This window comes from SAR86 cluster bacterium, from assembly GCA_023703675.1.
Classification (GTDB): domain Bacteria; phylum Pseudomonadota; class Gammaproteobacteria; order Magnimaribacterales; family AG-339-G14; genus AG-339-G14.
On the sequence record CP097974.1, the window covers coordinates 874,376 to 900,802 of the forward strand.

The window sequence follows — 26,427 nt, forward strand, 5'->3', positions numbered from 1 at the left end:
ATAATACTTTTAATTATCTTACACACATTATCTAACAAATTTAGATTGGAGCAAAAATGAAAAAATTAATTTCTATTTCAATGAACTTAAAAAAAATTGAGGCTTTGAAAAGTTTAAACTCAGAATGTTTAGTGATCGGCATATATGAGGACAAAAATTTAAATGAGATTACAAAAATATTAAATTCCGACTCCTCTGGTCTAATAAAAAAACTTTTAACTAGAAAAGAGCTTACCGGAGCCTTAAAAAATCAATTGTATTTACCCGACATGAGTGGTTTTAAAGCCAACAAGGTTTTTCTTGTGGGTCTTGGTAAGAAAAACAAGGAACTAAATGAAGACGAATTTTCCCAGTTGAGTAGCTCAATTTCTAAAATAACAATTTCTTCTAATGCTAGAAACGTTGATATTTTCCTTCCCGAAATAAAAGTCAAGTCAAAAAAACCTTCTTGGATTTATAAAATCTTATCCAGAGACCTAGAGTCTGGATGTTATCAATACTTTTTTGAAGGAAAAAAAACACAGCCAAAAAATAAATTAAAAAAAGTAAACTTTCTTAGTTTGGCAGGTAATGAGAGTAAAGCAAAAATACTTTCTTCTATTAAAATGGGACATGTTATTGGTGCCGGGATGAACACATCCAAAGATCTTGCTAATACTCCTGCAAATATATGCACACCAAGCCACTTAGCTAATCAAGCCAAACTCATAAGTAAGACTTTTCCTTCAATTAAAACAAAAGTTTTAGGTGAGAAGGAAATGAAAAAATTAGGAATGGATTGTTTACTATCTGTCGGTAACGGGAGTGCTCAAGAATCTAAATTTATTATCATGCAGTACTCTGGAGGAAAAAAAACCTCGAAACCTCATATCATAGTTGGCAAAGGAATCACTTTTGATACTGGAGGTATAAGCATTAAACCAAGCCCTAACATGGACGAAATGAAATATGATATGTCAGGTTCTGCTAGTGTTTTTGGAACTATGAGGGCGATAGCTGAAATTAAACCTAAACTTAATATTATTGGAGTAGTAGCTTCAGCTGAAAACATGCCAAGTAGCACAGCGACAAAGCCTGGGGATGTGGTGAATACCTTGTCTGGACAAACTGTTGAAATTTTAAATACTGACGCCGAAGGTAGATTGGTTCTATGTGATGCACTTACATATATTGAAAGGTTCAAACCAGCGAGTGTAATAGACATTGCAACTCTAACAGGTGCTTGCGTTGTTGCCTTAGGTCATCAAGCAACAGGGTTATTATCTAATGATCAAAATTTAGCCGATAATATTTTAGAAAGCGGATATTCTAGTTGCGACAAAGCTTGGCAACTCCCCCTATGGGATGAATATCAGAGTGATATAAATAGTAAATATGCAGACATCGCAAATATTGGTGGGAGAGCAGGAACGATTACCGCAGCTTGCTTCCTTTCAAGATTTACTCGATCTTATAAATGGGCTCATTTAGATATTGCTGGTACTGCTTATGGAGGGCGCGTAGGTAAAACTTCTAGCGGAAGACCAGTACCACTCTTAACGGAATATCTGTTGTCTAGAAAACAATAGATGAGTTCTGTAAGTTTTTTACAAGCCGGATTTTCAGAAGATTTAGCCATAGACTATGTCTGCGATCTCACTGGAAAGATAATTCAAAAAAATTTACATGATTCAACTTCAAAAAAAATTTTTATCAGATGTAACGATGCCGAACAAGCAATTAAGTTAGATGAAAGAATGTGGGGATATCCAAAACATATATTTATTCCTCATAAAATTTCTACCGAAAAAAACTCCAAAGATTGTGAAGTCTCAATTTCTTATCCAGGGATTAAAAACAATGAAGAATTTTATTATTTGGTAAACCTTAATCCTCAATTACCATCTAATTATAGCGAATACAAAGAAACTCTTCAGATAGTCATAAAAGATAATTCAACCAATCAAGAAATTGCAAGAGAGAGTTACAAAAAATGTCTTGGCGATGGGATAAAACCAAAATATATAGAAGAAAATGAAGAAAGTATTTGAACCAAAACAAATTGAGAGAAAATGGTACAAATTTTGGGAACAAAACAACCTCTTTAGTCCAAAGATATCTTCCAAGAAAAAACCCTTCAGCATGATGATCCCTCCTCCAAACGTTACAGGAAGTCTCCATATGGGTCATGGTTTTCAGAATACATTGATGGATACTATATGTAGATATAAAAGACAAAAAGGATTTGAAGTCCTTTGGCAACCTGGTACTGACCATGCAGGAATTGCTACTCAACTTGTTGTAGAAAGAAATTTAGAACAAAAGGGACTATCCAGAGAAGAAATTGGCAGAAAGAGATTTGAAGAAGAAGTTTGGAAATGGAAGTCAACTTCAGGAAATATAATCACAAAACAGCTAAGACGATTAGGAGCCTCTTTAGATTGGAATAGAGAAAAATTCACAATGGATAAGGATTTTAACAATGCAGTGATAAAAGTCTTCTGTTCTCTATATGATGAGGGCCTTATCTATAGAGGTTATAGATTAGTTAATTGGGACGTTAGCTTGCAATCTGCAATTTCAGATCTTGAAGTCATGAATGAAGAAGAGACAGCAAAAATTTGGTACATCTCTTATAAGAATAAAAATGACTCTGTTACTGTTGCCACCACGAGGCCCGAAACAATGTTCGGAGACGTTGCAATTGCAGTCAATCCAAAAGATAAGAGGTATAAAAAATTAGTAGGACAAGAATTTGAAATACCTCTTTCTGGAAAAAAAATTAAAGTGATAACTGATAGTTACGTTGATCCTGATTTTGGGACTGGATGTCTAAAAATTACTCCAGCCCATGACTTCAATGATTTTGAAATAGGCCTCAGAAATAAATTACCCATGGTAAATATCTTAAATAAAAATGGTACGCTCAATGAAAATGTCCCCAGTAAATTTCAAAGTCTTTCCACACTTGAGGCTAGAAGACAGATACTGATTGATCTAGAAAAAAACGGAAATCTTATCAATGAAAAAGAACATAAGGTTAGCGTTCCTAAAAGTGAAAGAACTGGAGAAATACTAGAACCGCTATTAACTAAACAGTGGTATCTCAAATCAACAAAACTATCCAAAAAAGCGATTAGTTTAGTCAAAACAAAAAAAATAAAATTTATTCCTAACAATTGGGATAAAACTTATTTTTCTTGGATGAACGAAATTAAAGATTGGTGTATCTCAAGGCAACTTTGGTGGGGTCATAGAATCCCAGCCTGGTATGATAAAAATTCTAATGTTTATATTGGCGCGTCTGAAAAAGAGGTCAGAAATAAATACAAATTAAGTAAAGGTATAAAATTAGAAAGAGATAATGACGTTTTAGACACTTGGTTTTCTTCTCAATTATGGACATTTGCTACCTTAGGATGGCCAAAAAAATCAACATTACTTGAAAAGTTTCACCCATCCTCGGTATTAGTGACAGGATTTGACATAATTTTTTTCTGGGTAGCCAGAATGATTATGATCTCTCAAAAGTTTTTAAATGAAGTGCCTTTTCGAGAAGTTTATATTCATGGATTAGTTAGAGACAGTGAGGGTCAAAAGATGTCTAAATCTAAAGGTAATATTTTAGATCCAATAGATATAATTGACGGGATAAGTCTAGATGAATTAATTTTGAAGAGAACTTCAAACCTCTTGAGTTCCAAGCAAGTACAAAAAGTTGTAAATTCTACAAAAAAAGATTTTCCTAAAGGAATATCTCCTTATGGAGCTGATGCAATAAGATTTACATTTTGTTCTCTTGCATCCGGTAGTAGGGATATTAACTTTGATTTGAATAGAGTTGAAGGTTACAGAAATTTTTGTAACAAGTTATGGAACGCATCAAGATTTATCATTTTGCAATGTAACGCTAAAAAAGTTTCAAAAAATAAATCTAATAACGAAGAAGATCAATGGTTATTAAACGAAATGAATAAAACCTTAAAAATTTATTCTGATCATATAGAAAACTACCGATTTGATTTAGCTGTTCAGTCTATTTATGAATTTGTTTGGGAGATTTACTGTGATTGGTATATTGAATTTTGTAAAATAAGACTTCAAGACGAAAATTTATCAATTTCTAAAAAGAGTGAAATTCTTAACTCTTTAGTAAATTCATTGGAGTCAATTTTGGTAGCTTTACATCCCATAATTCCATTTATTACTGAAGAAATATGGCAACAAACGAAAAGCTTACATAAGTACAAAGAAAAAAGTATTTCTCTCAGAAAATTTCCTAAAATATCAAGTTCAAAAGGATCTTTTCGAGACATTGAGTTTTTAAAAAATTCAATCGTAGGTATTAGAAATTTAAGGGCTGAAATGCAATTGTCTCCTAAAATAAAAATCGATTTAATTCTCATTAAAAAAAATAAAACTTATAAAATTCTAAATAAATACAGAAATTATTTAAGCAATCTTTGTGGTATCACAAATTTAATGGTTTTACCTTCGCCTCCTCCATCATCAATTGTCCTAGTTTCGGATGAGAAGCTTTTTGTTCCATTAAAGGGGTTAATAGATCCTTATAAAGAGATTGCAAGAAACTCAGAAAATCTTAGTAAGTTAAATAAAAACTTTGAAAATTTGAAATCACAATTGCAAAACAAAAAATTTCTAAAAAATGCGCCCAAACTTTTAGTAAAAGAAAGAAAACTACAATTAAAAGAATTAAGTCAAAAAATATCTAAAACTATAAAGCACCTTAAAGTACTAGAAAAAGTATAATAATTTTATGTGGTTAAGAGGAGCGACAGCAGGAATAATAGTAAGTCTTACTTCTGCTTTTTTATATAACTACTTTTTTCAAGAAGGATTTTTAAGAATTTTTTTCTTCATATTCTTTTCGACATATATCTCCAGCATGATAATTGTTTATGGTAGGCAAATTAAATATAGACTGAGAAGAGAGAAAGGAACTATAAAATGGTTCGATCCTAGCAAAGGTTATGGTTTCTTAGAAAGAGATAAAGGAGGAGATTTGTTCATCCATTTTGCCTCGGTTGCTGAAAAAGATAGAAAAAGTTTGAAAGAAAATACTCGGGTAAGTTACACGGTTATTAATAGCGTAAAGGGACCTCAAGCTAATGAAATAAGAGTTATTTAAAAATCTCTCTTCATATAAAATCTATCAAGACTATTTTCATTTTTTATATCGTATACTTCAAAATCATATTTTTCGTAGAATTCTTTTGTTTTAAGTCTTGAAGTTAAAATAAGCGAAGATTTATTAAAAATCTTTTTTGCGTTTAAAAAAATAAAATTCATAAGAATTTTTGATACACCAATATTTCTGTATTTCTCAGCAACGGAAAATCTTTGTAAAGACACTTCGTAATCTGAAGTTTGATATAAACGAGAGTAAGCAATCAAATCTGATTTCAAAAAGATTGTTAGATGGAAACTTTCTTTATCTATTTGATTATCATCATATACTTTGTCTCCCTTTACGGAATCCCTTAAATTTTTTATTTTTTGAAAAAGCTCTTTTTCAATATCTTCAAATTTTTTACACTCCTTAAAAAAAGAGTCTTCTGTTATCTTCATTCAGTCAAATTAAGGGCAGGGATTAGGGCATTCGGAATGAATCTTGTCTAATTCCCCTAAAACATCATCAGACAATTTAGTAAGCCCACTTTTAATTGCTATTTCAAGTTGTTCCATTGTGGTTGCCCCAATAATATTAGAAGTAACAAATTCTCTAGAGTTTACAAAAGCATTAGCCATCAAAGATGGATCTAAATTGGATTGATCAGCAAGATCAATGTATTTTCTAATTGCAGCTTCGGCGCTTGGTGTTTCGTATCTTTGACCTCTACCAAAAAGTTTTGTTCTGGATCCCTCTGGAAGTTTTCCATCTAAATATTTACCTGATAAATAACCTTGCGCTAAAGGAGAATAGGCTAATAATCCTACTGAGCTTCTATGAAAAAATTCTGACATACCCGATTCATAGGATCTGTTCAATAAATTATATGCGTTTTGAACCGACTGTACTCTTGGCAGATTATCTCTTTCAGATACATTTAAAAATTCAGATAGGCCCCATGGTGTTTCATTTGACAACCCTATGTGTCTAACCTTGCCTGTTTCAACAATTTGGTTTAAAACATCTAAAGTTTCTTCAATTGGGACAGACTCAAGATCATAATGTTTATAAAGTCCTAAGCCTCCACCAAATATATTTAAAGCTCTATCTGGCCAATGTAATTGATAAAGATCTATGTAATCTGTTTTCAATCTTTTTAAGCTTCCTTCAATCGCTTTTTCTATGTTTTCCTTGTTTAGTCTGGTCTCTCCGCCCCTAAACCATTTCATGCCACTTCTTCCGGCTACTTTAGTTGCAAGAATAATATCTTGCCTGCACCCTTTTTTCTCAAACCAAGAACCAATTATTCTTTCTGTGCTGCCCTGGGTTTCTTTTTTGGGAGGTATGGAATATAGCTCAGCTGTATCAAAAAAATTCACTCCATTTTCAACGGCGTAGTCCATTTGCTCATGACCTTCTTCTTCAGTATTTTGCTGGCCCCAAGTCATTGTCCCTAAACAAATTAAACTTACATCAATATCAGTATTCCCAAGTTTTTTATACTCCATAGACTAACCTCGATTGAAATTTAACATCTTTCTTAAAAAAAATAATGAAAATCTTGAAATACTTTCTAAGGAAGATAGGTTCATATGCTTGGTAAAAATTAATCCGTCTTCTCTCCCTTGAGATAATCTATAGTAATTTTTTCTTTTACCAACGTTTTTATAATTATTCTTTTTATAAAACTTAATTGCTCTATCATTACTATCTCTAACCTCCAAAAAAATATCGGAAACGCCCTTTTTTTTTGCATCTTGTTCGGATTTATTTAAAAGCAACTGACCCATACCTTGAGATCGAAACTGAGGATGCACAGATATATTTAGTAAATGAGATTCTGTAAAGTTAATAGTAGAAATGCAGAACCCTATTATTTCTTCTTGTTTAATTAATAATATATTTTGGTAGTTGGAATTTATACAATCTATAAAGCTTCCAATAGACCAAGGTGTAGGATTCGAAAGTCTTTCAATTTCCATTACTCTTTCAAGATCCTTAAAATCAAGAATTTTAAATTTAAAGCTTTCTTTCCCAGACATTTTTTCTTGCTTTTGAATCCGACATGAATTCACTAAGTTTATCTAATTGAATAAGATTTTGGTCTACGAAAAAGTTATAAATTTTTAATGAATCTTTTTCTTCAAAGTTTAGTCCAAATGCTGAAGACATAGAAAACAAGAAGGAAATCTCTTCTTTAGTAAATTTTTTCGTTTCGATTTTAAAAACCTTATTTTTTTCAAACGAATAACTCGAGTTTAATTCCCATTTATGTATTTTTAAATCTTCAAATATATAGTCGTTAAATTTCATTTAATTAATCCTATATAATATTTTAATTCAAATTTAAGAATAAAAATTGAAAGAAATTATAAATAGCTCTGCTTCAAAGTATTCACCATTCAAGAAGATTGAGTTGGCCAATAGAAAATGGCCTGAGAATCAGATTACACATCCGCCAATTTGGTGCAGTGTTGATTTAAGAGATGGTAATCAGGCATTAATAGAACCTATGGGTATAGATAAAAAGTTAAGGTTTTTTTCTATGCTAGTAGAACTAGGATTTAAACAAATTGAAATCGGCTTCCCTTCTGCTTCTGAAACCGAATTTAAGTTTGTGCGGGAACTTGTGAACCAAAATCTCATTCCGGATGATGTTCAAATTCAAGTTTTAACTCAATCAAGAGAGCACTTAATAGAAAAAACTTTTGAATCAGTTGCTGATTGTAAAAAAGTGATACTGCATTTATATAATTCAACATCAACTCTTCAAAGAAAGGTAGTTTTTAATAAAGACAAAAAAGGGATCACTAAAATAGCCACAGAAGGAGCAGCTTTAGTAAAGAAATTATCAGAAGAAGCGAAAAACACAAATTGGCAATTTCAATATAGCCCAGAAAGTTTTACGGGAACCGAATTAGAGTATGCTCTAGAAGTTTGCAACGAAGTAAATGAGATTTGGCAACCAACTAAAAATAGAAAATCAATCATGAACCTTCCGGCTACTGTTGAATTGTCTACTCCAAATATTTATGCAGATCAAATTGAATGGATGTCTGAAAACTTAAAAAATAGAGAAAGTATAATTTTGAGTCTTCATCCTCATAATGATAGAGGAACTGCTGTTGCAGCTGCAGAGCTTGGTTTAATGGCAGGCGCAGACAGAATAGAAGGAACTTTATTTGGTAATGGAGAAAGAACTGGAAATGTTGATATAGTCTCGCTTGCCTTAAATCAACTGACTCAAGGAGTTGATCCTAAACTTGATTTTTCTAACATCAATAAAATTATGAGAGAAGTTGAGTATTGTAATCAACTACCCGTTCATCCTAGGCACCCTTATGCTGGAGACTTGGTTTTCACTGCATTTTCAGGTTCACATCAAGATGCAATAAAAAAAGGTTTTGATGCAATGAGAGAATCTAACGATCCCAAATGGGCGGTTCCGTACCTCCCGATAGATCCAGAAGATGTCGGAAGATCTTATGAGGCAGTAATAAGAATTAATAGTCAATCAGGAAAAGGAGGAGTTGCATATTTGCTTGAGAAAGATCATGGTTTGTCCTTGCCAAGAAGATTACAAATTGACTTCTCTAGGGTAATTCAAAAAATCACAGATTCCACGGGACAGGAAATAGAAGCGGAGGAGATTTGGAAAGTTTTCAAAGAGAACTATGTTGAATTAGGCGATGACATGAAGTACTTAAGTCATAGTATCAATTCAAAGAGCTCCCCTAATGGAGAAAACTTAGATTTATTAAAATTAAAAATTCATTACAAAGATAAAGAAATTTTAGTCGAAGGAGAAGGAAATGGACCCATTGATGCATGCATTAAAGCTTTAAGCAAGTTACTTGGAATTTCACTTAAAATTTCAGATTACCAGCAACATGCCATATCATCGGGAGCAGACGCTTCTGCAGCAGCTTATATTGAAATTACGATCGATAATAAAAGCTTTTGGGGGATTGGAATAAACTCAAACACAGTTGCTGCGTCCTTTGAAGCAATTATGAATGGTATAAAAAAATCATTTAGCTAGCCTCAACTGACATTATTCCCTTTTTTATCATCAGGCAAACCTCATTCCCTTTATTTTTAGATCCCCAAATATGCTTAGGACAACTTGTCTTTTCTGAATGGATAAACTTATTTATTATTTCTTCTAAAACAGAACTATTTGGTAAATTGCATTTTTTATTTTCCAGCCAACTGAGAATTAAAATTTTTTGAAAATTTACATCATATTTTTTCAACTCATTGATTTTAATATCTTCTCCCTTAACAATTTTAGCCAACTCTTTCTTTGAAATTTCAGTTAAAAATTCGAATGAGTTTTTTTGATTATCTATAGACTTAGAGATACTCTTTCTATAATTTGGCCACCTCTCAGAAATTTTCGGAATCACTATATTTCTCAAATAATTTCTATCGAAATCGTTATTGTTGTTTGAATCGTCCTCTACGTAACTTAAATTATTATGGATAGCATTTTGAATAATTTCCTCTTTTGCAACTTTTAAAAATGGTCTTACAATGAATCCATTCCCTAAATTACGTTTAAGCGGTATTGAAGAGGCACCTTTTAAACCTGTGCCCCGAATCAATCTAAAAAATAAGGTTTCTATTTGATCGTCCAAGTGATGGCCCATAAACAATAGAGAAGTTTTATCTATAAGAATTTTTTGAAAAATTTCGTATCTTCTCTCTCTCATCAAGGATTCCAAGCTTGCTCCCCGTAAATTTTTTGAATCCATTTGAAATGATTTGAAGGAAAAACCTTTTTTTTTACAAAAAACTTTACAATGTTCTTCCCAAGATTCTGAAGATTTAGAATATCCATGATTCACATGTACTGCTTCTACTTCAGAATTTAATTCATTGGCAGCCTTTCCAACTTCATTAAGTAAAACAGTAGAATCTACTCCTCCGCTATATGCAACGAAACACTTCTTGCCCTTAATTAGATGTGGAGTAATTAGAGATTTTAGATTGAACAAGATTTAAACCAATCCATAGGACATAATTTTTTGATATCTTTGATTTAATATTTCCTCAATATCCTTGTCCTTAAGAGATTCTAAAGACTTCTCAATTGAATCAGAAATAATATTACAAGCACCTTTTACGTCTCTATGTGCTCCTCCAAGGGGCTCGCTTATAACCTCATCTATAAGACCGAAATTAATTAAATTTTCTGCATCAACTTTCATTGCTTTTGCAGCCTCATTTGCCTTGGATTTATCTCTCCAAACAATTGAAGCGCATGCTTCTGGAGAGGCAACCGCGTAGATGGAATATTCAAGCATACAAATACGATCCCCTATTCCAATTGCAAGAGCTCCTCCCGATCCACCTTCTCCGGTGATAATAACAATAATAGGTGTTTTTAATTTTGCTAAAACGCTTAAATTTTTTGCAATCGCTTCACTCATTCCTCTTTCTTCACTTTCTATTCCTGGGTATGCCCCTGGCGTATCCACAAAAGTTATCAAAGGTAAATTAAAATCTTCTGCTAGTTTCATCAGCCTTTCAGCTTTTCTATAACCCTCTGGCTGAGCCATACCAAAATTTCTCAAGATCTTATCATCCGTACTAGCGCCTTTTTCATGACCGATAAGAACAACTGGCATTTTTTTAAACATTGCTAGCCCCCCAATAATGGCTCTATCATCGCCAAATGTTCTGTCGCCATGAAGCTCATCAAAGTTAGTAAAAATATTTTCTATGTAATCTGAAAAATGAGGTCTATGTGGATGCCTTGCTACTTGAACTTTCTGCCAAATGTCTAAGTTGCCATAAATTTCTTTTGTAATAGACTCTATTTGGTTACTAATTTTTGAAATCTCTTCCGATACTTGGTTATCTTCTTTAGAAGAGGTTTTAAGGTTTTCGATTTTACTTTCTAAATCGCTAATTGGTTTTTCAAATTCTAAGTATGTATAAGCCATTTACTGCCTCGAATAATAATGCAAATCAATATTTTTCATACCACAAGCTTTCTTCAAGGATTCAAAATTATCATTAGTTAAAGAAATATTAAAGTTTTCTTTAAGTTCCATGCCAACTTTTCCATCTTTAGTATGATAATTAATTTCAACGGGGCATCCATTAGTACTTTCTTCTTTAGAAAAATCTTGAAGTTGCTCTATCAATTGTTCTATTTTCTTCGTTTGATTTTCCGAAATGTTTATAGATAATTTTCTAGCAAATTTTATTCTTAATTCTTCGAGAGTATTTAATTGGGTTACTCTCATTTTTTTTGATAAGCCAAATTCTTTGTTCCCTTTTCCGTCTTCCTCAATGACCTCTCCATCAGCAATAATTATTTCTTGGCCGTTAAAAGATAAGTTGGAATCTTCTAAAACCTCTTGATTAATGATTAATTCGATCCTTCCAGAATTATCATCTAGGGTTGCAAATACTATTGTTCCCCTTCGAGTTTGAATTCGATTATGAGAAATGATGACTCCGCTACATCTCTGATTATTATTACTTAATGAAAGATCTTTTATTTTTATTGGAGAGATTTTTTTTAATTCCCAGTAATTCTCTTCCACTGGATGGTGTTGCAGATGATATCCCAAAGATTCAAATTCTAAAGTTGAGAGACCAGATGAAGGGAAAGACTCTTTTAAAACTGACTTACTTTCTACTGAAAATTCTTGAACTCCGAACATATCGGATTGACCGTTTTCTTTATTTTCTATTTCTTGTCTTGCTAACTTTAATATATCTTCAACTTGATCCAATAGTTGAAATCTATCTATGTTAAATGCATCCATTGATCCACTTTTTATTAAGGGCTCGATACACCTCTTATCAACTTTTGAAAGATCAACTCTAAAACAAAAGTCTTTAAGACTCTCAAAATCGCCTTTTTTTCTTTGTTCTACAATATTTTCTATAGCATTTTCTCCAACTCCTTTTATCGATCCAAGGCCAAATAAAATAGTTTCTTCATTAAGAGAGATAAAGTCTCTGAAACTTTTATTTATGTCTGGAGGTTCTATTTTTAATCCTAAAGAAGACGCATCATCAATCAAAACTTTAATTTTATCTGTGTCGTCTAATTCTGATGATAAAGCTGAAGCCATAAATTGAGATGGATAATGAGATTTAAGCCATGCAGTCTGATAGGAAATTAAGGCATAAGCAGCAGAATGAGATTTATTAAATCCATACCCAGCAAAAGTTTCAATTTGATCCCATAAATCTTCGGCTACTCTGCTTATCTTTTGATTTTTTTTTGCACCGTCAATAAAGGCTTGTCTTTGACCCTCCATTACTTCAGGAATCTTTTTTCCCATTGCTTTTCTCAAAATATCAGCCTGACCTAAGGTAAATTCCGAAAATTCTTGAGCTAATTGCATTACCTGTTCTTGGTAAACAATTACTCCATAAGTACTTTTTAAAATTTTCTCTATATCTTGATCTTTAGAGTAATCAATTTTTTCTATTCCATTTTTCCTGTTGATATAAGTATCGACCATCTTCATTTCTAAAGGGCCAGGTCTATAAAGAGCAATCATCGCAATAATGTCTTCAAAAGTATTGGGTTTTAGTTTGATTAGGTACTCTCTCATACCTCGCGATTCCATTTGAAAAACTGCCGTAGTAATACCTTTCTGAAGCAACTCAAATACTCCTTTATCGTCTAATTTAAGCTCATCAAGATTGATTGGTTCTAATTTTATGGATTCTCTATATTTATTTATTTCAATCAGAGCTTTATTGATAACGGTTAAAGTTTTTAAACCTAAAAAATCAAATTTTTGTAGTCCTACTGCTTCAATATCTTCCATACTATATTGAGTTGCATAACTTTGAGGAACAGATTCATCATAAGTATCGGCATCTAAATACAAAGGAGAATAATCATTAATTTTTGAAGGAGCTATAACTACTCCAGCTGCATGTTTTCCCACACTTCTAGCAGTACCTTCTAACTTAAGTGCCATATCAAATATTTCTGAAGCATCCTCATCTAATTTTAAAATCTGTTTTAATTCTTTATTTTCATTAAGGGCTTTTTCCAGAGTCATTTCAGGACTAAAAGGAATTAGTTTTGCTATTCTATCTCCCAAACTGTAAGACTTGCCTTGAGCTCTGGCAACATCTCTAACTACAGCCCTAGCCGCCATGGTTCCGAATGTGCAAATTTGTGCTACTGCTTGGTTACCATACTTATTTGTTACATAGTCTATGACTTTCTCTCTTCCATCTCTGCAAAAGTCAATATCAAAGTCAGGGTTACTTATTCTGTCCGGATTCAAGAAACGTTCAAATAATAAATCGTATTTCATTGGGTCTAATCCAGTAATGCCCAAAGAATAAGCAATTAAAGACCCTGCTCCGGAGCCCCGTCCAGGTCCCACAGGAACCTGATTTTTTTTAGCCCAATTAACAAAGTCAGCTACTATTAAAAAATATCCCTCATAGCCCATTTTTAAAATTGTCTCTAATTCGTAATTGAATCTTTGTAAATACAATGAAGGCAGTTGATCAAAGTTTTTTAACTTCATTTTTTCCAAAATACCTTCGACTGCTAATTTTCTAAGGTAATCCGATTCTTTTAAATTATTAGGTGTTTCGAAATCAGGTAGAACATAAATACCCGTTTTTATTTCCAAATTACATTTCTTTGAAACTTCATAAGCGTTTTCTATTGCTTCAGGAATATCAGCGAAGTCATCCAACATCTCTTCGGCTGATTTAAAATATTGAGCTTCTTTGTAATCTCTTTTTCTTCTTGGATCGCTTAGTACATAACCCGATTGGATGCTTACTCTAGTTTCGTGAGATTCATAATCATTTTCATTTAAAAATCTAACTCGATTTGAAGCAATTACAGGGATCTCTAAAGATTTTGATAAGTCTAAAAGAGCGCTATTGCTCCTACTTTCATCTTCAAAACCTAATCTAGTAATTTCAAAGAAAAAATCTTCTTTAAAAATTTCTTTAAAAAATTTAGCTTGCTTCTCAGCCAGTTCAAATTTATCCGACAATATGGAGTCTGAAATTTGACTTCCTAAACCCCCCGAAAACATTATGAGTCCTTCATAGTTATCCTTTAGTATTTTTGTATTAATTAAGCATTCTTTATTTTTTTTTCCTTTTGTATTCGCATGAGATATTAACCTCATCAAATTTTTATATCCTTTGTGATTTTTAGCTAAAAATGTCAAATTACCTCTAGAATTTTCCCCTTCTAAAATCATTTCAGAGCCACAAATAGGTTTTAACCCTTTCTTCCTCATGTTTTCGTAAAAATTAACAAACCCGAAAAGATTAGAACAATCCGTTAATGCAACAGAATCAAATCCTAATTCTGAACTTTTATCTGCCAAATCTTTCATATTAATTAAACCGTCATTAATGGAAAATTCTGAGTGAAGACTAAGATGACAAAATTTATTCATTTATATTTTTTACAATTCCAAAGCTTTTTCTATGTTCTTTTATTATTCCATATGAATTTATAGCGTCTATATGTTTTTTAGTTGCATAGCCTTTATGAGAGCCAAAAGAATATTTAGGATATTTGCAATCTAAAAGCATCATTAATTCATCTCGGAAAACCTTTGCAATTATTGAAGCAGCCATAACTTCGGGTACTAAGTTATCAGCTTTCACTAAAGTACTTACTGGATGTTTTGAGTTTAAAGAATCCCTTCCATCTACAATTATTTTTCTAGGCGAATGTTTTAGACCGTCTATAGCTTTTTCCATGGCTAGAATAGATGCGTTTCTAATGTTAACTTTGTCGATTATCCTGGCAGAGACTGTAGCGATAGAAAAGGCATGAGCCTTTAGTTTTATTATGTTTGAAAGTTCAGTCCTTTTTTTTTGGGATAATTTTTTTGAGTCTGATAATCCTTTTACGTTATTTTCACCAAGAATTACTGCTGCTGCAACAACTGGCCCTGCAAGACTACCCCTTCCGACTTCGTCAACTCCGGCTAAAAACCTTTTCAATTTTTTTTTATTGAGTGGATTACTTCGTAAAATTTTGTTTTTTTTGAATTTATTAAAGAACTATGGATTTTCTTATAATCATTGAATAAATTATGATGATCTATATTCATCAAAGCCTCTAATCCATAAATAAGATTTTTTTTAGTAACCTTTGATTGAATAAGTTCCTGAACAATTTTTTTCTTTTTCAATATATTTGGTAAAGAAATAAATTCTGTCTTGATGAATCTTGATAAAATCAAATAACTTAAAAAGTTCGTTTTATAAATAACAATCATTGGAATTTTACAAAGTGCCGCCTCCAAAGAAGCCGTTCCAGAGGTTATAACAGCATAGTCACAGGCGCGAAGAATATTTCTAGAATTGCTATAATGAATCTCTAAATTCGAATTTCCCTTTATTTTTTTCTCCAAATTCATTGACTTGCTACCTTCAGTTAAAGCAAATATAAAGCGAAGCTTTGAATTTACTTTTAAATAATGATTTGAAAGAGAAGCTAAAACATTGAAGTGTCTGGTAACTTCAGATTTTCTACTACCAGGCATTAAAACAACGTACTTGAAATTTTCATCTAGATTTAGTTTTTGTTTGTACTCCTTTCTATTTATTTCAAACTCAATTTTTTCTGCAATGGGGTGACCAACAAAACTTGAATTAATATTATGTTGACTTAAAATTTTTTTTTCAAAATCATATAAACAAAAAATATGATCTAAAAATTTAGAAAAACTTTTTATTCGATTTTCACGCCAGGCCCAAAATTGAGGACAAACATATTGAATTGTTGAGATGTCTGTCTTTTGTTTTAATTTTTTTGATATTCCAAGATTAAAGGAAGGACTGTCTATCCCGATAAAGATATCTGGTTTTTTTGATTCAAAAAAACTTATTAATTGCTTTCTTCTTTTTAATATGGTGTTTAATGAGAGCAAAGGATCTATGATTCCCATTTTTGAAATTTCTTTAATTGGAAACAAGGATTCTAGCCCCTCTTGCTTCATCCTTTCTCCGCCAATTCCTATGAATTCAATCTTATCGTCATGAGCTTTAAGAGAACGCATTAAATCTGAGCCTAAAATATCACCTGATTCCTCTCCCGCTGATAAAGCTATTTTCATTACTAGCTTACCTAACGATTCCTCTTTCAGAATTCTTCAAAGAATTAAGAAGAGTTTTAATCTCGGGTAAGTGGCCAAAATTAGCTTCTATTTCCTTTTTAGAATTTTCTAACGTATTTTTTCTCAAATAAATAATTTTATAAGCTTCTTTAAGTGCGTGAGTACCCTCTTTATTAATATTGAGTCTAGAGATTCCAGTGACGTTAAGCCCCCTTGCTTTTGCAGTATTACCGCTTACCCTAACAAAGGCTGGAATATCTTTCGATACCGCGCTTCCCATGGCAGAAAAGCTGTAAGCTCCAATATTGCAAAACTGATGAACTAAACTAAAACCGCCTAAAATCGCTCCTCTTTCTAATTTTACACAGCCAGCAATTGATGAATTGTTTACTAAAACAACGTCATCTTCTATTTCACAATCATGAGCCACGTGTACATAAGCCATAAATAAGTTTCTTGAGCCTATCAGAGTTTTTGAATTTTCTTGGATTGTACCTCTATTTATTGTGACTCCTTCTCTAAAAATATTATTGTCTCCAATTTCTAAAAAAGTTTTTTCTCCTTTATATTTTTTATCTTGTGGATCTCCTCCAATTGAAGCAAACGAAAAAATTTTATTATTTTTTCCTATAGTCGTTGGACCTTCTAGAACAACATGAGATCCTATATTTGAACCAGAATTAATTTCTACTTCAGGTCCAATAACCGCAAATGGCCCAACGTTTACAGTGGTATCAAGTTTTGCTGATTTATGAACAATTGCAGATTTATGAATCATTATTTAGGTCTATCTGCGCATAAAATTGTAGCTGAGCAGACGAATTCATCTTCTACAGAGGCTTTACATTCAAATTTCCAAATTCCTCTTTTGTCTGAAATTTTTGTTGATTCTAGAATTAATTTATCTCCAGGAATTACAGGTCTTTTAAATCTTAAATTGTCTGCTCCAACAAAATAATACATTGAACCTTCATCAGGAGTTTTACCCATAGTTTTGAAACCCAATATGCCTGAAGCTTGAGCCATAGCCTCTAAAATTAAAACTCCTGGAACCACACTTTTCTCAGGAAAGTGTCCTATAAAATAAGGCTCATTATTGGTTATGTTTTTATAAGCCTTTATATATTTATTCAACTCAATCTCGATTACTCTGTCCACAAGCAAAAAAGGATATCTATGAGGTAAATATTTTCTAATTTCTTCTATATCAATCATTTTTTTCTTAAAGTTGCTGACTTTTTTAACCAGTTTTTATGTTCCATTAATATAGGCCCTCCTGAATAGGCTCCTTTATTTTTGACACTATTTGTCACAAATGTCATTGGGTAGATAGTTACCTCGTCAGTAATTTGAATATTATCCACTATCCCACAAAGACCGCCAATTACGCAGTTATTACCTATCTTTACACTTCCAGCTATTGAAGTATTTGCACCAATAATAGTATTTTCTCCGATATAACAATTATGGGCTAAATGTATTTGGTTATCTAATTTTACTCCGTTGCAAATTTCAGTAGATCCAGAAGAGGCTTTATCAATTGTGCAGCCAGCGCCGATTTCAACATTATCGCCGATAATCACCTTTCCGGAATGAATTATCTTTTCCCATTTTTTTCCATTTTTTGCAAAACCTAATCCATCCGAACCTATAACGGTACCTGAATGGATAATGCAATTTTTCCCAATCATTGAATCTGGATAAAGCGAGACATTTGAGTATATTTTAGAATTTTTTTTGATTATGGTTCCCGCCCCTATATGAACTCCAGAGTTGATAAAAACACCTTCTTCTATTTGAACCTCTTTTTCTATAACACTGTAAGCTCCAATAAAAGAACTAGAATTGACTTTTGCACTTTCATGAATCTTAGAGAACTCATCTTTTAAAGAAGGTATAGAAATTTCAGGTTCAAATAATTGACTGCATTTAGCATAAACTAGATGAACTTGATCTGTATAAAGTTTGCTTCCAGGGAAATCAAAATCATCTTCTTTAGATAAAATAATTGCCCCTGCTTTTGTATTATTTAAATCCTTTTTAAATTTTTTTGAATAGTAAAAGGACAATTCAGAGGGTTTTGCATCCTTAAGATTATTTATTGATACAATTCTTTTTTCTCCATCTCCATCTAAGGATAAATCTAAAAGTTCAGCAATTTCGCTAAGCTTGTATACTTTTTTGGACAAAACAAATAATTAATCTTTATTATTTGCCTGATTTAATAATTCAATTACCTCAGGAGTAATGTTTATTAAAGGATTCGCTTGGTCATAGGCTAACAAAGCTTGACTGTTAAACAACAAAGTAATTTTTTTTGCCACAATCAGATCATTTACAACTTTTTGTACAGTAGGTCCTTGGTTAGCTTGAAGTTTTTGAACTACCTCATTTTCAAGAGTTTGCATCTTCTGTGTGAGAAACTGAATATCTTGATATAGGGATTGAGCTTTTTTTAATTTATCAGCTTGTTCTTCATCTGACATTGTCGATGCATCTTTATTAAGTTCCTCAGCTAACGCCAATCTATCTGAATCCTTAAGCTGAGCCTCTTCCATTAACTCTTTATAATCGTTTGATTCTCTTAGTTCCTCAAAACTTGTTCTCGCAAGATCAGTGCCTAAAAATATAGCTTGATAATCTATTACTGCGACGCCTTCTAGGTTTGCAATCGATGGAAGCGAAAAAATAGAAAATAAAACTGAAGTTAAATAAATTGAAAAATTTCTCATGATGATCTCCCTAAGAGGATTTATATAAACGAAGTTTACCTTCTGTACGGGGTCTTTTTCCAGAAGAATTTTTAAAATTGATTTCCTATCTCAAATTGAAAAGTTTCAGTTTCATCTAAGATATCATCTCCAAAAACAGAAGAAATAGCGAAAGACATTGGTCCAAGTGCGGTAATCCAAGTTACGCCAAGACCTACAGAGTATCTCAATTCTGATAAATCAAATTCACTACAATTGGTTTCATATGATTTACAGCCATCATTAAATACGTTTCCAAAATCAAAGAATAGCGAGCTTCTTACTGATCTGCTGTCTTCTAAAAAAGGAATAGGAAAAATTAAATCCATTCCTCCTTCAAACGAATAAGTTCCACCTGTTGGCCTGTTGTAATAGGAATAAAATCCTGAATATACTGCTCTGGGACCAAGAGAATTTTGTTCAAAACCTCTAACAGAATTTAAGCCTCCGGCATAAAAATTTTCATATGGAGGCGGTGTTTCGGTGTCTCCATATGCAAAAAGTCCACCAACTTCAGTCCTTATTGAAAAAACAAAATCACTTGGCAAAGGTCTATAAAACTTGAATCTATGTGATAACTTTCCATAAGTTAAAGAACTCCCAGGCACGGCAACTGAACCTGACAGAACATTTAAAGTTCCTGCAGTAGGAAATAAGCCTCTATTAAGAGAATTTCTTGACCAAGTTACTCCTAGAGTCAAAGATTCAAACTTAGAACCCTCAGTAGAAATGAAATCTAAAAGTTGTCTAGAAGATAGAGCGCTTGATGACAGATCTGTTTGATCAATTGAAGCGGACAAACTTAATTGTTCAATTTCGTTAATCGGTAAAACAAATTGAACTGAACCACCAAAAGATTCTGTGTTGTATGCAGAAATATTAAAATTTGAATAATCTGAAGATCTAATATAAGCGCCATAACCTAAACCAACACCATCCGCGTTAAAATAAGGATCAAAAAAATTAAAAGACACATCGGTTTGCCAATCACTATAATTTAGTCCTACCCCAATACTATTTCCAGTTCCAAAAGCATTACTCTCTGAATAATTTGCTCCTATACTGAAGCCATAAGCGCCGTAACCTAAACTTCCCGCAATAGAGCCAGAAAATTCCTCTTCAACGTTGAAATCTATATCTACTTTGTCTTTTTCTCCTGGAACAGGAATTGTTTCAAAATTTACTTCTTTAAAAAAACCTAACCTATCTAACCTCAATTTAGAGCGCTCAAGAAGTGAGTTTGATGCCCATGCACCTTCCATTTGTCTCATTTCTCTTCTTAAGACAACGTCATGAGTTCTTTTATTGCCGTAGAAATTAATGTTTCTAACATAAGTCCTCTGTCCAGGTTCGACAAAAAAAACTATATCTACAAGATTGTCATCAACTCTCTTGATATTTCCCGACACTTCAGAAAATAAAAATCCTTCGTTGTTTAAAAGATTATTTATACTTTCTTCAGAAAAGGTAATGAGTTCTTGAGAAAAAGTTGAATCATCAACAACATATATAAGACTTCTGATAATTTCTTCTTTTACTGGAAAGTCACCTGCTAAAGAAACATTATTGATTTTGTAAAGATCTCCTTCAGAGATATTTACAGTTATAAATACTTTCTGCTTGTCCTCAGAGATAGTTATTATCGAATTATTTACAGAAAAATTTAGGTATCCTCTATTTTTATAAAAAGACTCTAAGCTTTCTAGATCACCTTTAAGATTTTCTTTTGAATAAGGAGTATTTCTTCTAAATATTGATAACCAGGATCTTGGTCTAAGCTTAAAAACTTTCTTTAGCTCGTCCTCAGAAAATAGATTATTCCCGACAATATTAATGCTCTGTAACTTTGCAGTTTCGCCTTCTTGTATTTCAACGTTTAGTTTTACCCGATTACGAGGCAAAGGATCGGATGAGACTTCTACATTCGCAGCATATTTTCCTTGAGAAACGTATTGCCTTTCCAACTCGGAACTTAAATTTTCGAAAACTGATCTTCTAAATAAAGCGCCCTCAAAAATTCCTGAATTTTTCAGCCCATCCATTAAATTATCTGTTTTAATCGCTTGATTCCCTTCGATGACTATTTCGTCGATTGTTGGTCTTTCGACTAAATTTATTAATAATGCGTTTCCTTCTCTTCCAATTTGGATGTCGTCAAATTGACCAGTAGAAAATATTGATTTGGAGATTTCAATAATTTCGTCTTGTTCTATAGAATCTCCAATGGTCACAGGTATTTCAGCGAAAATGCTACCTGCAGAAACTCTTTGCAAACCACTAATCCTTATATCTTCAATAATCCACGATGATGAAAAAACTAGATTTGAGAAACAAAAAGTTGCCAAAAATAAAAAATTAAAAAAATTTAATTTCATTTTCTTAAAGCACAGAAAGCCTTGATAAGTCATTGATGAAAACAAATATCATCAAAAAAATAACCATGGAGAGTCCCACTCTATAAACAAAATCTAACGTCCTGGGTGAAATAGGAGATCCTTTTAATCGTTCTAATGTCAACAAACAAATTTGGCCCCCATCTAGAATTGGAATCGGTACTAAATTTATTACTCCTAATCCTATGCTTACAAAACTCATAAGTAATAGAAAAGAATAAAATCCTCCATAAATTAAAGATTCCCCTGCAACCTGACCTATCATGACAGGGCCGCCAAGATTTTTTGGAGAAACATAACCTGCAATCATTTTGTATAGAAAAATAAACGAATCAACTATAGTGGAATATGTTTTTTCCAAAGCATTTGTGAAAGCATTTAATGGAGAGTATGACTTATAAATATAAGAATTCTCCGAAAATTTATTAGCTGAAGTAATGCCTAAAATCCATCTAGATTCAGAAAAAGTTGGAGTTACTTGAAAAAATATTTCTTCGTTATCTCTTAAGATTTTTATTTTTAACGGCATGCCTAGCGACTTATCTACAACATCTTTAATTTGCCCCCAACTTGAAATTTTTTGAGCTTCGATTTCCAAAACTTTATCTCCAGAAATGAGGCCTGCTTTATTTGCAGGGCTATTATCTAAAACCGCACCAATTTCTGAGCTTACTGGAATCCCAATACCTAAATTTGAGAGGAGGTCTTTTGGCTCCTCACCTATTAGCCAATCTTTAACATCAATTTTTGTTTCTTTTAAAGCTCCATTTGAGTCTAGCTTAAATTTTATTTCTCCTGACTCTCCTAGTCTTCTTGACAATGCCATTTGAGCGTCGGCTCTCGAGGAGATGTTTTTGTCGTCTATCTCAATAATTAATTCGCCTTCAATAATATTTGCCTTGCTTGCAGCGCTTTCTGGCAAAACGTATCCGACTTGAGATGAAAGGACTGTTGACCCTAACAAATTTAAAATCGTGAATAAAAAAATAGCTAATAAAAAATTAGCAAAAGGCCCTGCAAAAAGAATCAATACCTTTTGATAATATTTTTTTGAAGCAAAGGAATCATCTATATCTTTCGAATTTTTATCCATGACATCTTCTCCAAGCATTTTTACGTATCCACCAACAGGAAAGAGTCTTAAGTTATAAGATGTGCCGTCCTTACCAATATAATTTTTTATGGACTTTCCCATTCCGATTGAAAAATCAAGAATTTTTACATTGAAAAATCTAGCAACATAAAAATGTCCGGCTTCATGAATTGCTGTAATGACCATAATTAATGTTAAAAAACCTAAAATGTATGAAAATATTTCTATCATGATTTACCTAGAAAATCGGCAGCAATCTTTTTTGCTTCTTTGTCTACCTCCAAAAGATCTTGTAAATTTAAATCAAATTGTGAAGGCCTACCTTCAAATATGCCCATAGTATAATCTACTGAATCAAAAATTGAATTGAACTTAACTTTATTATTAAGAAAATAACTAACGGCTATTTCATTCGCAGCATTCATAGCAGCTGGAATAGTGTCGTCTCCCTCTAGCGATCTGTAAGCAAACTCCAAAGAAGGAAAATCAGTATCTTTTGGATCGAAAAATTCTAGTTTCTCTTGTTCAAGTAAATTTAAAAATTTAGCGCTTGAGTCTATTTTATCTGGGTAACCTAGACCATAAGCGATACAGATTTTCATATCAGGTGCAGACATCGAAGCTAGAGATGAGCCATCAATATTTTCTACTATTCCATGAATTATGCTTTGAGGATGAATCAATACTTTTATTTTTTCTGGGTTTATGTCAAATAACCACCTTGCTTCTATTATTTCTAGGGCTTTGTTCATAAGCGTTGCGGAATCAATAAGATTTTTTTCTCCCATGTTCCAAACAGGGTGTTTTTTTGCTTCTTTGTAAGAGATTTTATCCAGGTCATTTCTCGATTGACCCCAAAAAGGTCCACCTGAGCAGGTTAAAGTAATTGATTTAATATCTTTTTTCTCAAGTTTGCTTAAACATTGATGAATTGCGCAATGTTCTGAATCGATTGGAATAATCTCTGCTCCAGATTTTTTTGCCTCAGACATTAAGATTTTTCCTGCTACAACGATGGGCTCTTTATTGGCAATTAATATTTTTTTACCTGCTCGGATTGCCTTTAAGATTGAGTCAACGCCAATTAACCCTGAAATGGCCGCAACGACTATTTCTACATCTTTGTCTTCAATTAATGCATCTAAATCTTTGAAAAAATTAAGATTAGGATGCTTGCTTTGTTCCACGTTTGAAAAACTTTCATTTGAAAGATAAACATTGGAAGCATTAAATTTATTAGCTTGTTCAAGAAGGAGGTCTTTTTGGTTTTTTGCAACTAAAGAAATGACATTAAAATTATCATTATTATTAATTACTTCCAAAGTTGATTTTCCAATTGATCCAGTAGATCCTAAAATTAAGACATTTTTCATAATTTAAAAAATTCAAGCAACCCAAAGAATACTGGCAAAGTAGTCAAATGACTATCCAACCTATCTGATATGCCGCCATGTCCTGGTAAAATTTTTCCTGAATCCTTTATATTTTGAATTCTTTTAAATCTACTTTGTAAATAATCACCAAAAATTGCTGCTAGGGAAGATACCCATACAATCAAAATTAACAGAAGATAGTTTAAATCAAAAAAAGTTGGTGTAGAAAATATAATAAAGGTTATCAAAAGAGTTGTAATAAGATTTCCAAAAATTAAACCTTCTAAGGTTTTATTTGGACTAGTTTTTGGAAATATTTTAATTTTTCCTAATTTCTTACCAAAGTAATATGCGATTGAATCAGTTAAAACAGCAATTAGGATTGCAACAAAGAATAGCTCTCTATTAATTTCATATGTTGGGAGAAATAAAACAGAACTAAATATTAGAAATATCTGAATCCAAAAAAAGGAATCGAAGTATTTAGTTATTTTGAGAAGTTCAAAAAGCAAGAAAAATAAAATTAAAATAAAAAAAGTATTAAAAAAAAATTTGTCTGAAGTAAAGATAAGGATTGTCGAAGCTAAAGCCAATGCGATACCGGTTAACTCTCTTAGGAACATGAATTATTTCCTCTTTCCAAAATTCCGCTTTCTTTCTTTAAATTGATTTAAGGCCCTTCGTAAATCAACATTACTGAAATCAGGCCATAATTTTTTGCTGAAAATTAATTCAGAGTAAGCGGCTTGCCAAATTAAAAAATTACTTAGTCTTTTTTCATTGCCAGTTCTTATGATTAAATCTGGATCTGGAATTTTAGAGGTGTCTAGATAGTAAGAAAATAGCTTTTCGTCTAACTGATTGATTTTGATTTTTCTTTCTAAGATTTCTTCATGAATTTTTTTTGCGGCATTAACTATGTCCCATTTTCCCCCATAACTTATTGCTATGTTCAAGTTTAATTTAGGCTGATAGTTGCTCGTTAGCCCTTTTGTCTCGATAATTTTTTTGATTATTACTTCATTTAATTTCGATATATCTCCAATGAAATTCACTTTAACCGAATTCTTTATAAGCTCTGGCGTTTCTTCTCTTAATGCTTCAACAAAAAGATCCATGATGGAATTTACTTCAAATTTGGATCTTCCCCAATTTTCTGTACTAAATGCAAAAAGGGTTAAATGATCTAAATGTCTCTTCGCAGCGTACTCAATTATATTTTTCGCAGCTTTAACACCTGCTCTATGCCCTTCTTTTTTTGTTAGTTTATTTTTTTTTGCCCACCTAGAATTTCCATCCATGATGATCGCGACGTGAGATGGGGCATCACTCATTTTTAAATCTCTAACAAGTCTTTTTCTTTTTCCTTGAGCAAATTGTCTACACTTTCTATATATTGATCAGTGACTTCTTGAATTAATACTTCGCCTCTTTTCAAATCATCTTCGGAAATCTCTTTTTCATTCAGATACTCTTTTAACAAACCATTGGCATCTCGTCTTTGGTTCCTAATCGATACTTTAGAATTTTCAGCTTCAGCCTTAGCAACCTTAATCAAGTCTCTTCTGGTTTCCTCCGTAAGATCCGGAAGAATAACTCTTATTGTCTCTCCCGAGGTGATTGGCTGCAGTCCTAACTCTGATTGTTGGATAGACTTTTCTATCAAAGGAACATTATCTTTTTCCCAAGGAACAATCGCCAAAGTCTTAGCATCCTCTATAGAGATATTTGAAACTTGGTTAAGAGGTGTTTTGTTTCCATAATAGTCAATCTCTATAGTATCGAGTAGAGAAATATTTGCCCTACCAGTCCTTATTCTTTTAAAAGAAGATTCGAGAGCTTCAAGAGTTTTGGCCATGCCTTCTTTGGCGTCTAGTTGAATATCTTCAATCATTTTTAACTTTTACTAAAGTACCTAAATCTGTTTTTTTATTAATTAGCGCTTCCAATAATGCACCATTCGAATTAGCGTTAAAAACTCTCACATCCAAATTGTTATCACGACAAAAACATAAAGAAGTTTGATCCATAACTTTTAAATTCTTTTGAATTGCTTCATCAAAGGTTATGTAATCAAATTTCTGGGCATTTTTATTTTTTTTTGGATCATCTGAGTAAATTCCATCAACATTTGTAGCTTTTAACATTACATCTGATTTTAATTCTACCGCTCTTACGCTTGCCGTAGAGTCAGTAGTAAAAAGCGGATTGCCAAGGCCGCCAACTAAAATTACTATTTTGTTTGATAACAAAGATTTTTCAGCATCTTCTTTGCTATAGGCTTTTATGAAATTACCAATTGCAAATGAGGAAAATAGGCTGTTATCGCAATTTTTAGAAGTTAAGAAATTCGACAAAGCAATTCCATTCATTATTGTCGAAAGCATTCCAATATAATCTGCTGAAACCTGATCAATATTGAGTGATACCAATTCTCTCCCTCTATAAATATTTCCCCCTCCGAGTACTAAAGCAATTTGAATATTTTGATTATTGGCTTCGATCAAAGACTCTGTGAGGCTAGCAAACGTCTTTTCATCAAAACCTTTTTCTTTGTCTCCAGAAAACCATTCTCCGCTAACTTTTAAGAGAACTCTTCTGGAATCGGTCAT

The 26,427-nt window shown here is 32.3% G+C and carries 25 protein-coding genes; 5 read left to right on the plus strand and 20 right to left on the minus strand.

Annotated elements, in window-relative coordinates:
- Nucleotides 1-56 precede the first annotated feature (56 nt).
- The 4 genes from M9C82_04445 to M9C82_04460 are packed head-to-tail and all read left to right on the plus strand — an operon-like array spanning nucleotide 57 to nucleotide 5,128.
- Entirely contained in the window at nucleotides 57-1,568 is a 1,512-nt protein-coding gene (locus tag M9C82_04445) for a leucyl aminopeptidase (GenBank protein ID URQ73208.1), read from the plus strand.
- Nucleotides 1,569-2,030, plus strand: a complete 462-nt coding sequence (locus tag M9C82_04450; GenBank protein URQ73209.1) for a DNA polymerase III subunit chi — start codon at nucleotides 1,569-1,571, stop codon at nucleotides 2,028-2,030.
- The gene (locus M9C82_04455) at nucleotides 2,014-4,749 is read left to right on the plus strand and encodes a valine--tRNA ligase (protein ID URQ73210.1); all 2,736 of its coding nucleotides are present in this window, start codon (nucleotides 2,014-2,016) and stop codon (nucleotides 4,747-4,749) included. Before M9C82_04450 ends, M9C82_04455 begins: the two co-directional genes overlap by 17 nt.
- A 7-nt stretch (nucleotides 4,750-4,756) precedes the next feature.
- Nucleotides 4,757-5,128 (plus strand): cold shock domain-containing protein, encoded by a 372-nt coding sequence (locus M9C82_04460; GenBank protein ID URQ73211.1) that lies wholly within the window; start codon nucleotides 4,757-4,759, stop codon nucleotides 5,126-5,128.
- On the opposite strand, the gene M9C82_04465 is transcribed toward M9C82_04460, so the two are convergent.
- The 4 genes from M9C82_04465 to M9C82_04480 are packed head-to-tail and all read right to left on the minus strand — an operon-like array spanning nucleotide 5,125 to nucleotide 7,423.
- A complete protein-coding gene (locus M9C82_04465) occupies nucleotides 5,125-5,568 on the minus strand; it encodes a GNAT family N-acetyltransferase (GenBank protein ID URQ73212.1) in 444 nt (147 codons plus the stop codon). The genes M9C82_04460 and M9C82_04465 overlap by 4 nt on opposite strands.
- A gap of 9 nt (nucleotides 5,569-5,577) precedes the next feature.
- Nucleotides 5,578-6,618 carry an aldo/keto reductase gene (locus tag M9C82_04470; protein URQ73213.1) on the minus strand — a complete coding sequence of 347 codons (1,041 nt, stop codon included), beginning with the start codon at nucleotides 6,616-6,618 and terminating at the stop codon, nucleotides 5,578-5,580.
- Between the two features lie 3 nt (nucleotides 6,619-6,621).
- Complete coding sequence (rimI, locus tag M9C82_04475) at nucleotides 6,622-7,152, minus strand: ribosomal protein S18-alanine N-acetyltransferase (protein ID URQ73214.1); 531 nt, start codon at nucleotides 7,150-7,152, stop codon at nucleotides 6,622-6,624.
- Nucleotides 7,130-7,423 (minus strand): hypothetical protein, encoded by a 294-nt coding sequence (locus M9C82_04480; GenBank protein URQ73215.1) that lies wholly within the window; start codon nucleotides 7,421-7,423, stop codon nucleotides 7,130-7,132. Before M9C82_04480 ends, rimI begins: the two co-directional genes overlap by 23 nt.
- 58 nt (nucleotides 7,424-7,481) lie before the next feature.
- On the opposite strand from M9C82_04480, the gene leuA reads away from it, so the two are divergent.
- The gene (gene leuA / locus M9C82_04485; GenBank protein URQ74128.1) at nucleotides 7,482-9,152 is read left to right on the plus strand and encodes a 2-isopropylmalate synthase; all 1,671 of its coding nucleotides are present in this window, start codon (nucleotides 7,482-7,484) and stop codon (nucleotides 9,150-9,152) included.
- Here leuA and tilS read toward each other — a convergent pair.
- The 16 genes from tilS to pyrH form a co-directional block, all read right to left on the minus strand.
- On the minus strand, nucleotides 9,145-10,110 hold the full coding sequence (tilS, locus tag M9C82_04490) for a tRNA lysidine(34) synthetase TilS (protein ID URQ73216.1): 966 nt from the start codon (nucleotides 10,108-10,110) through the stop codon (nucleotides 9,145-9,147). The two genes, leuA and tilS, sit on opposite strands and share 8 nt — an antisense overlap.
- Before the next feature lie 3 nt (nucleotides 10,111-10,113).
- Nucleotides 10,114-11,061 (minus strand): acetyl-CoA carboxylase carboxyltransferase subunit alpha, encoded by a 948-nt coding sequence (locus tag M9C82_04495; GenBank protein URQ73217.1) that lies wholly within the window; start codon nucleotides 11,059-11,061, stop codon nucleotides 10,114-10,116.
- Nucleotides 11,062-14,532: a DNA polymerase III subunit alpha gene (gene dnaE / locus M9C82_04500; protein ID URQ73218.1), complete on the minus strand. Its 3,471-nt coding sequence runs from the start codon at nucleotides 14,530-14,532 to the stop codon at nucleotides 11,062-11,064.
- A complete protein-coding gene (locus tag M9C82_04505; protein ID URQ73219.1) occupies nucleotides 14,525-15,088 on the minus strand; it encodes a ribonuclease HII in 564 nt (187 codons plus the stop codon). Before M9C82_04505 ends, dnaE begins: the two co-directional genes overlap by 8 nt.
- Nucleotides 15,085-16,206 (minus strand): lipid-A-disaccharide synthase, encoded by a 1,122-nt coding sequence (gene lpxB / locus M9C82_04510; protein URQ73220.1) that lies wholly within the window; start codon nucleotides 16,204-16,206, stop codon nucleotides 15,085-15,087. Before lpxB ends, M9C82_04505 begins: the two co-directional genes overlap by 4 nt.
- 7 nt (nucleotides 16,207-16,213) lie before the next feature.
- The gene (gene lpxA / locus M9C82_04515) at nucleotides 16,214-16,984 is read right to left on the minus strand and encodes an acyl-ACP--UDP-N-acetylglucosamine O-acyltransferase (protein ID URQ73221.1); all 771 of its coding nucleotides are present in this window, start codon (nucleotides 16,982-16,984) and stop codon (nucleotides 16,214-16,216) included.
- The gene (gene fabZ, locus M9C82_04520; GenBank protein ID URQ73222.1) at nucleotides 16,984-17,421 is read right to left on the minus strand and encodes a 3-hydroxyacyl-ACP dehydratase FabZ; all 438 of its coding nucleotides are present in this window, start codon (nucleotides 17,419-17,421) and stop codon (nucleotides 16,984-16,986) included. Before fabZ ends, lpxA begins: the two co-directional genes overlap by 1 nt.
- Nucleotides 17,418-18,395 (minus strand): UDP-3-O-(3-hydroxymyristoyl)glucosamine N-acyltransferase, encoded by a 978-nt coding sequence (gene lpxD, locus M9C82_04525; GenBank protein URQ73223.1) that lies wholly within the window; start codon nucleotides 18,393-18,395, stop codon nucleotides 17,418-17,420. Before lpxD ends, fabZ begins: the two co-directional genes overlap by 4 nt.
- A gap of 9 nt (nucleotides 18,396-18,404) precedes the next feature.
- On the minus strand, nucleotides 18,405-18,938 hold the full coding sequence (locus tag M9C82_04530) for an OmpH family outer membrane protein (GenBank protein URQ73224.1): 534 nt from the start codon (nucleotides 18,936-18,938) through the stop codon (nucleotides 18,405-18,407).
- A gap of 71 nt (nucleotides 18,939-19,009) precedes the next feature.
- Nucleotides 19,010-21,331, minus strand: coding sequence for an outer membrane protein assembly factor BamA (gene bamA, locus M9C82_04535; protein ID URQ73225.1), 2,322 nt, complete (start codon nucleotides 21,329-21,331; stop codon nucleotides 19,010-19,012).
- 4 nt (nucleotides 21,332-21,335) lie between these two features.
- Nucleotides 21,336-22,673, minus strand: a complete 1,338-nt coding sequence (gene rseP, locus M9C82_04540) for an RIP metalloprotease RseP (protein ID URQ73226.1) — start codon at nucleotides 22,671-22,673, stop codon at nucleotides 21,336-21,338.
- Complete coding sequence (dxr, locus tag M9C82_04545) at nucleotides 22,670-23,815, minus strand: 1-deoxy-D-xylulose-5-phosphate reductoisomerase (GenBank protein ID URQ73227.1); 1,146 nt, start codon at nucleotides 23,813-23,815, stop codon at nucleotides 22,670-22,672. The genes rseP and dxr overlap by 4 nt, the downstream gene beginning before the upstream one ends.
- A complete protein-coding gene (locus M9C82_04550; GenBank protein ID URQ73228.1) occupies nucleotides 23,812-24,438 on the minus strand; it encodes a phosphatidate cytidylyltransferase in 627 nt (208 codons plus the stop codon). Before M9C82_04550 ends, dxr begins: the two co-directional genes overlap by 4 nt.
- A gap of 3 nt (nucleotides 24,439-24,441) precedes the next feature.
- On the minus strand, nucleotides 24,442-25,149 hold the full coding sequence (gene uppS / locus M9C82_04555) for a polyprenyl diphosphate synthase (GenBank protein ID URQ73229.1): 708 nt from the start codon (nucleotides 25,147-25,149) through the stop codon (nucleotides 24,442-24,444).
- A 2-nt stretch (nucleotides 25,150-25,151) separates the two neighbouring features.
- The gene (frr, locus tag M9C82_04560; protein ID URQ73230.1) at nucleotides 25,152-25,709 is read right to left on the minus strand and encodes a ribosome recycling factor; all 558 of its coding nucleotides are present in this window, start codon (nucleotides 25,707-25,709) and stop codon (nucleotides 25,152-25,154) included.
- Nucleotides 25,702-26,427 carry a UMP kinase gene (gene pyrH, locus M9C82_04565; GenBank protein ID URQ73231.1) on the minus strand — a complete coding sequence of 242 codons (726 nt, stop codon included), beginning with the start codon at nucleotides 26,425-26,427 and terminating at the stop codon, nucleotides 25,702-25,704. Before pyrH ends, frr begins: the two co-directional genes overlap by 8 nt.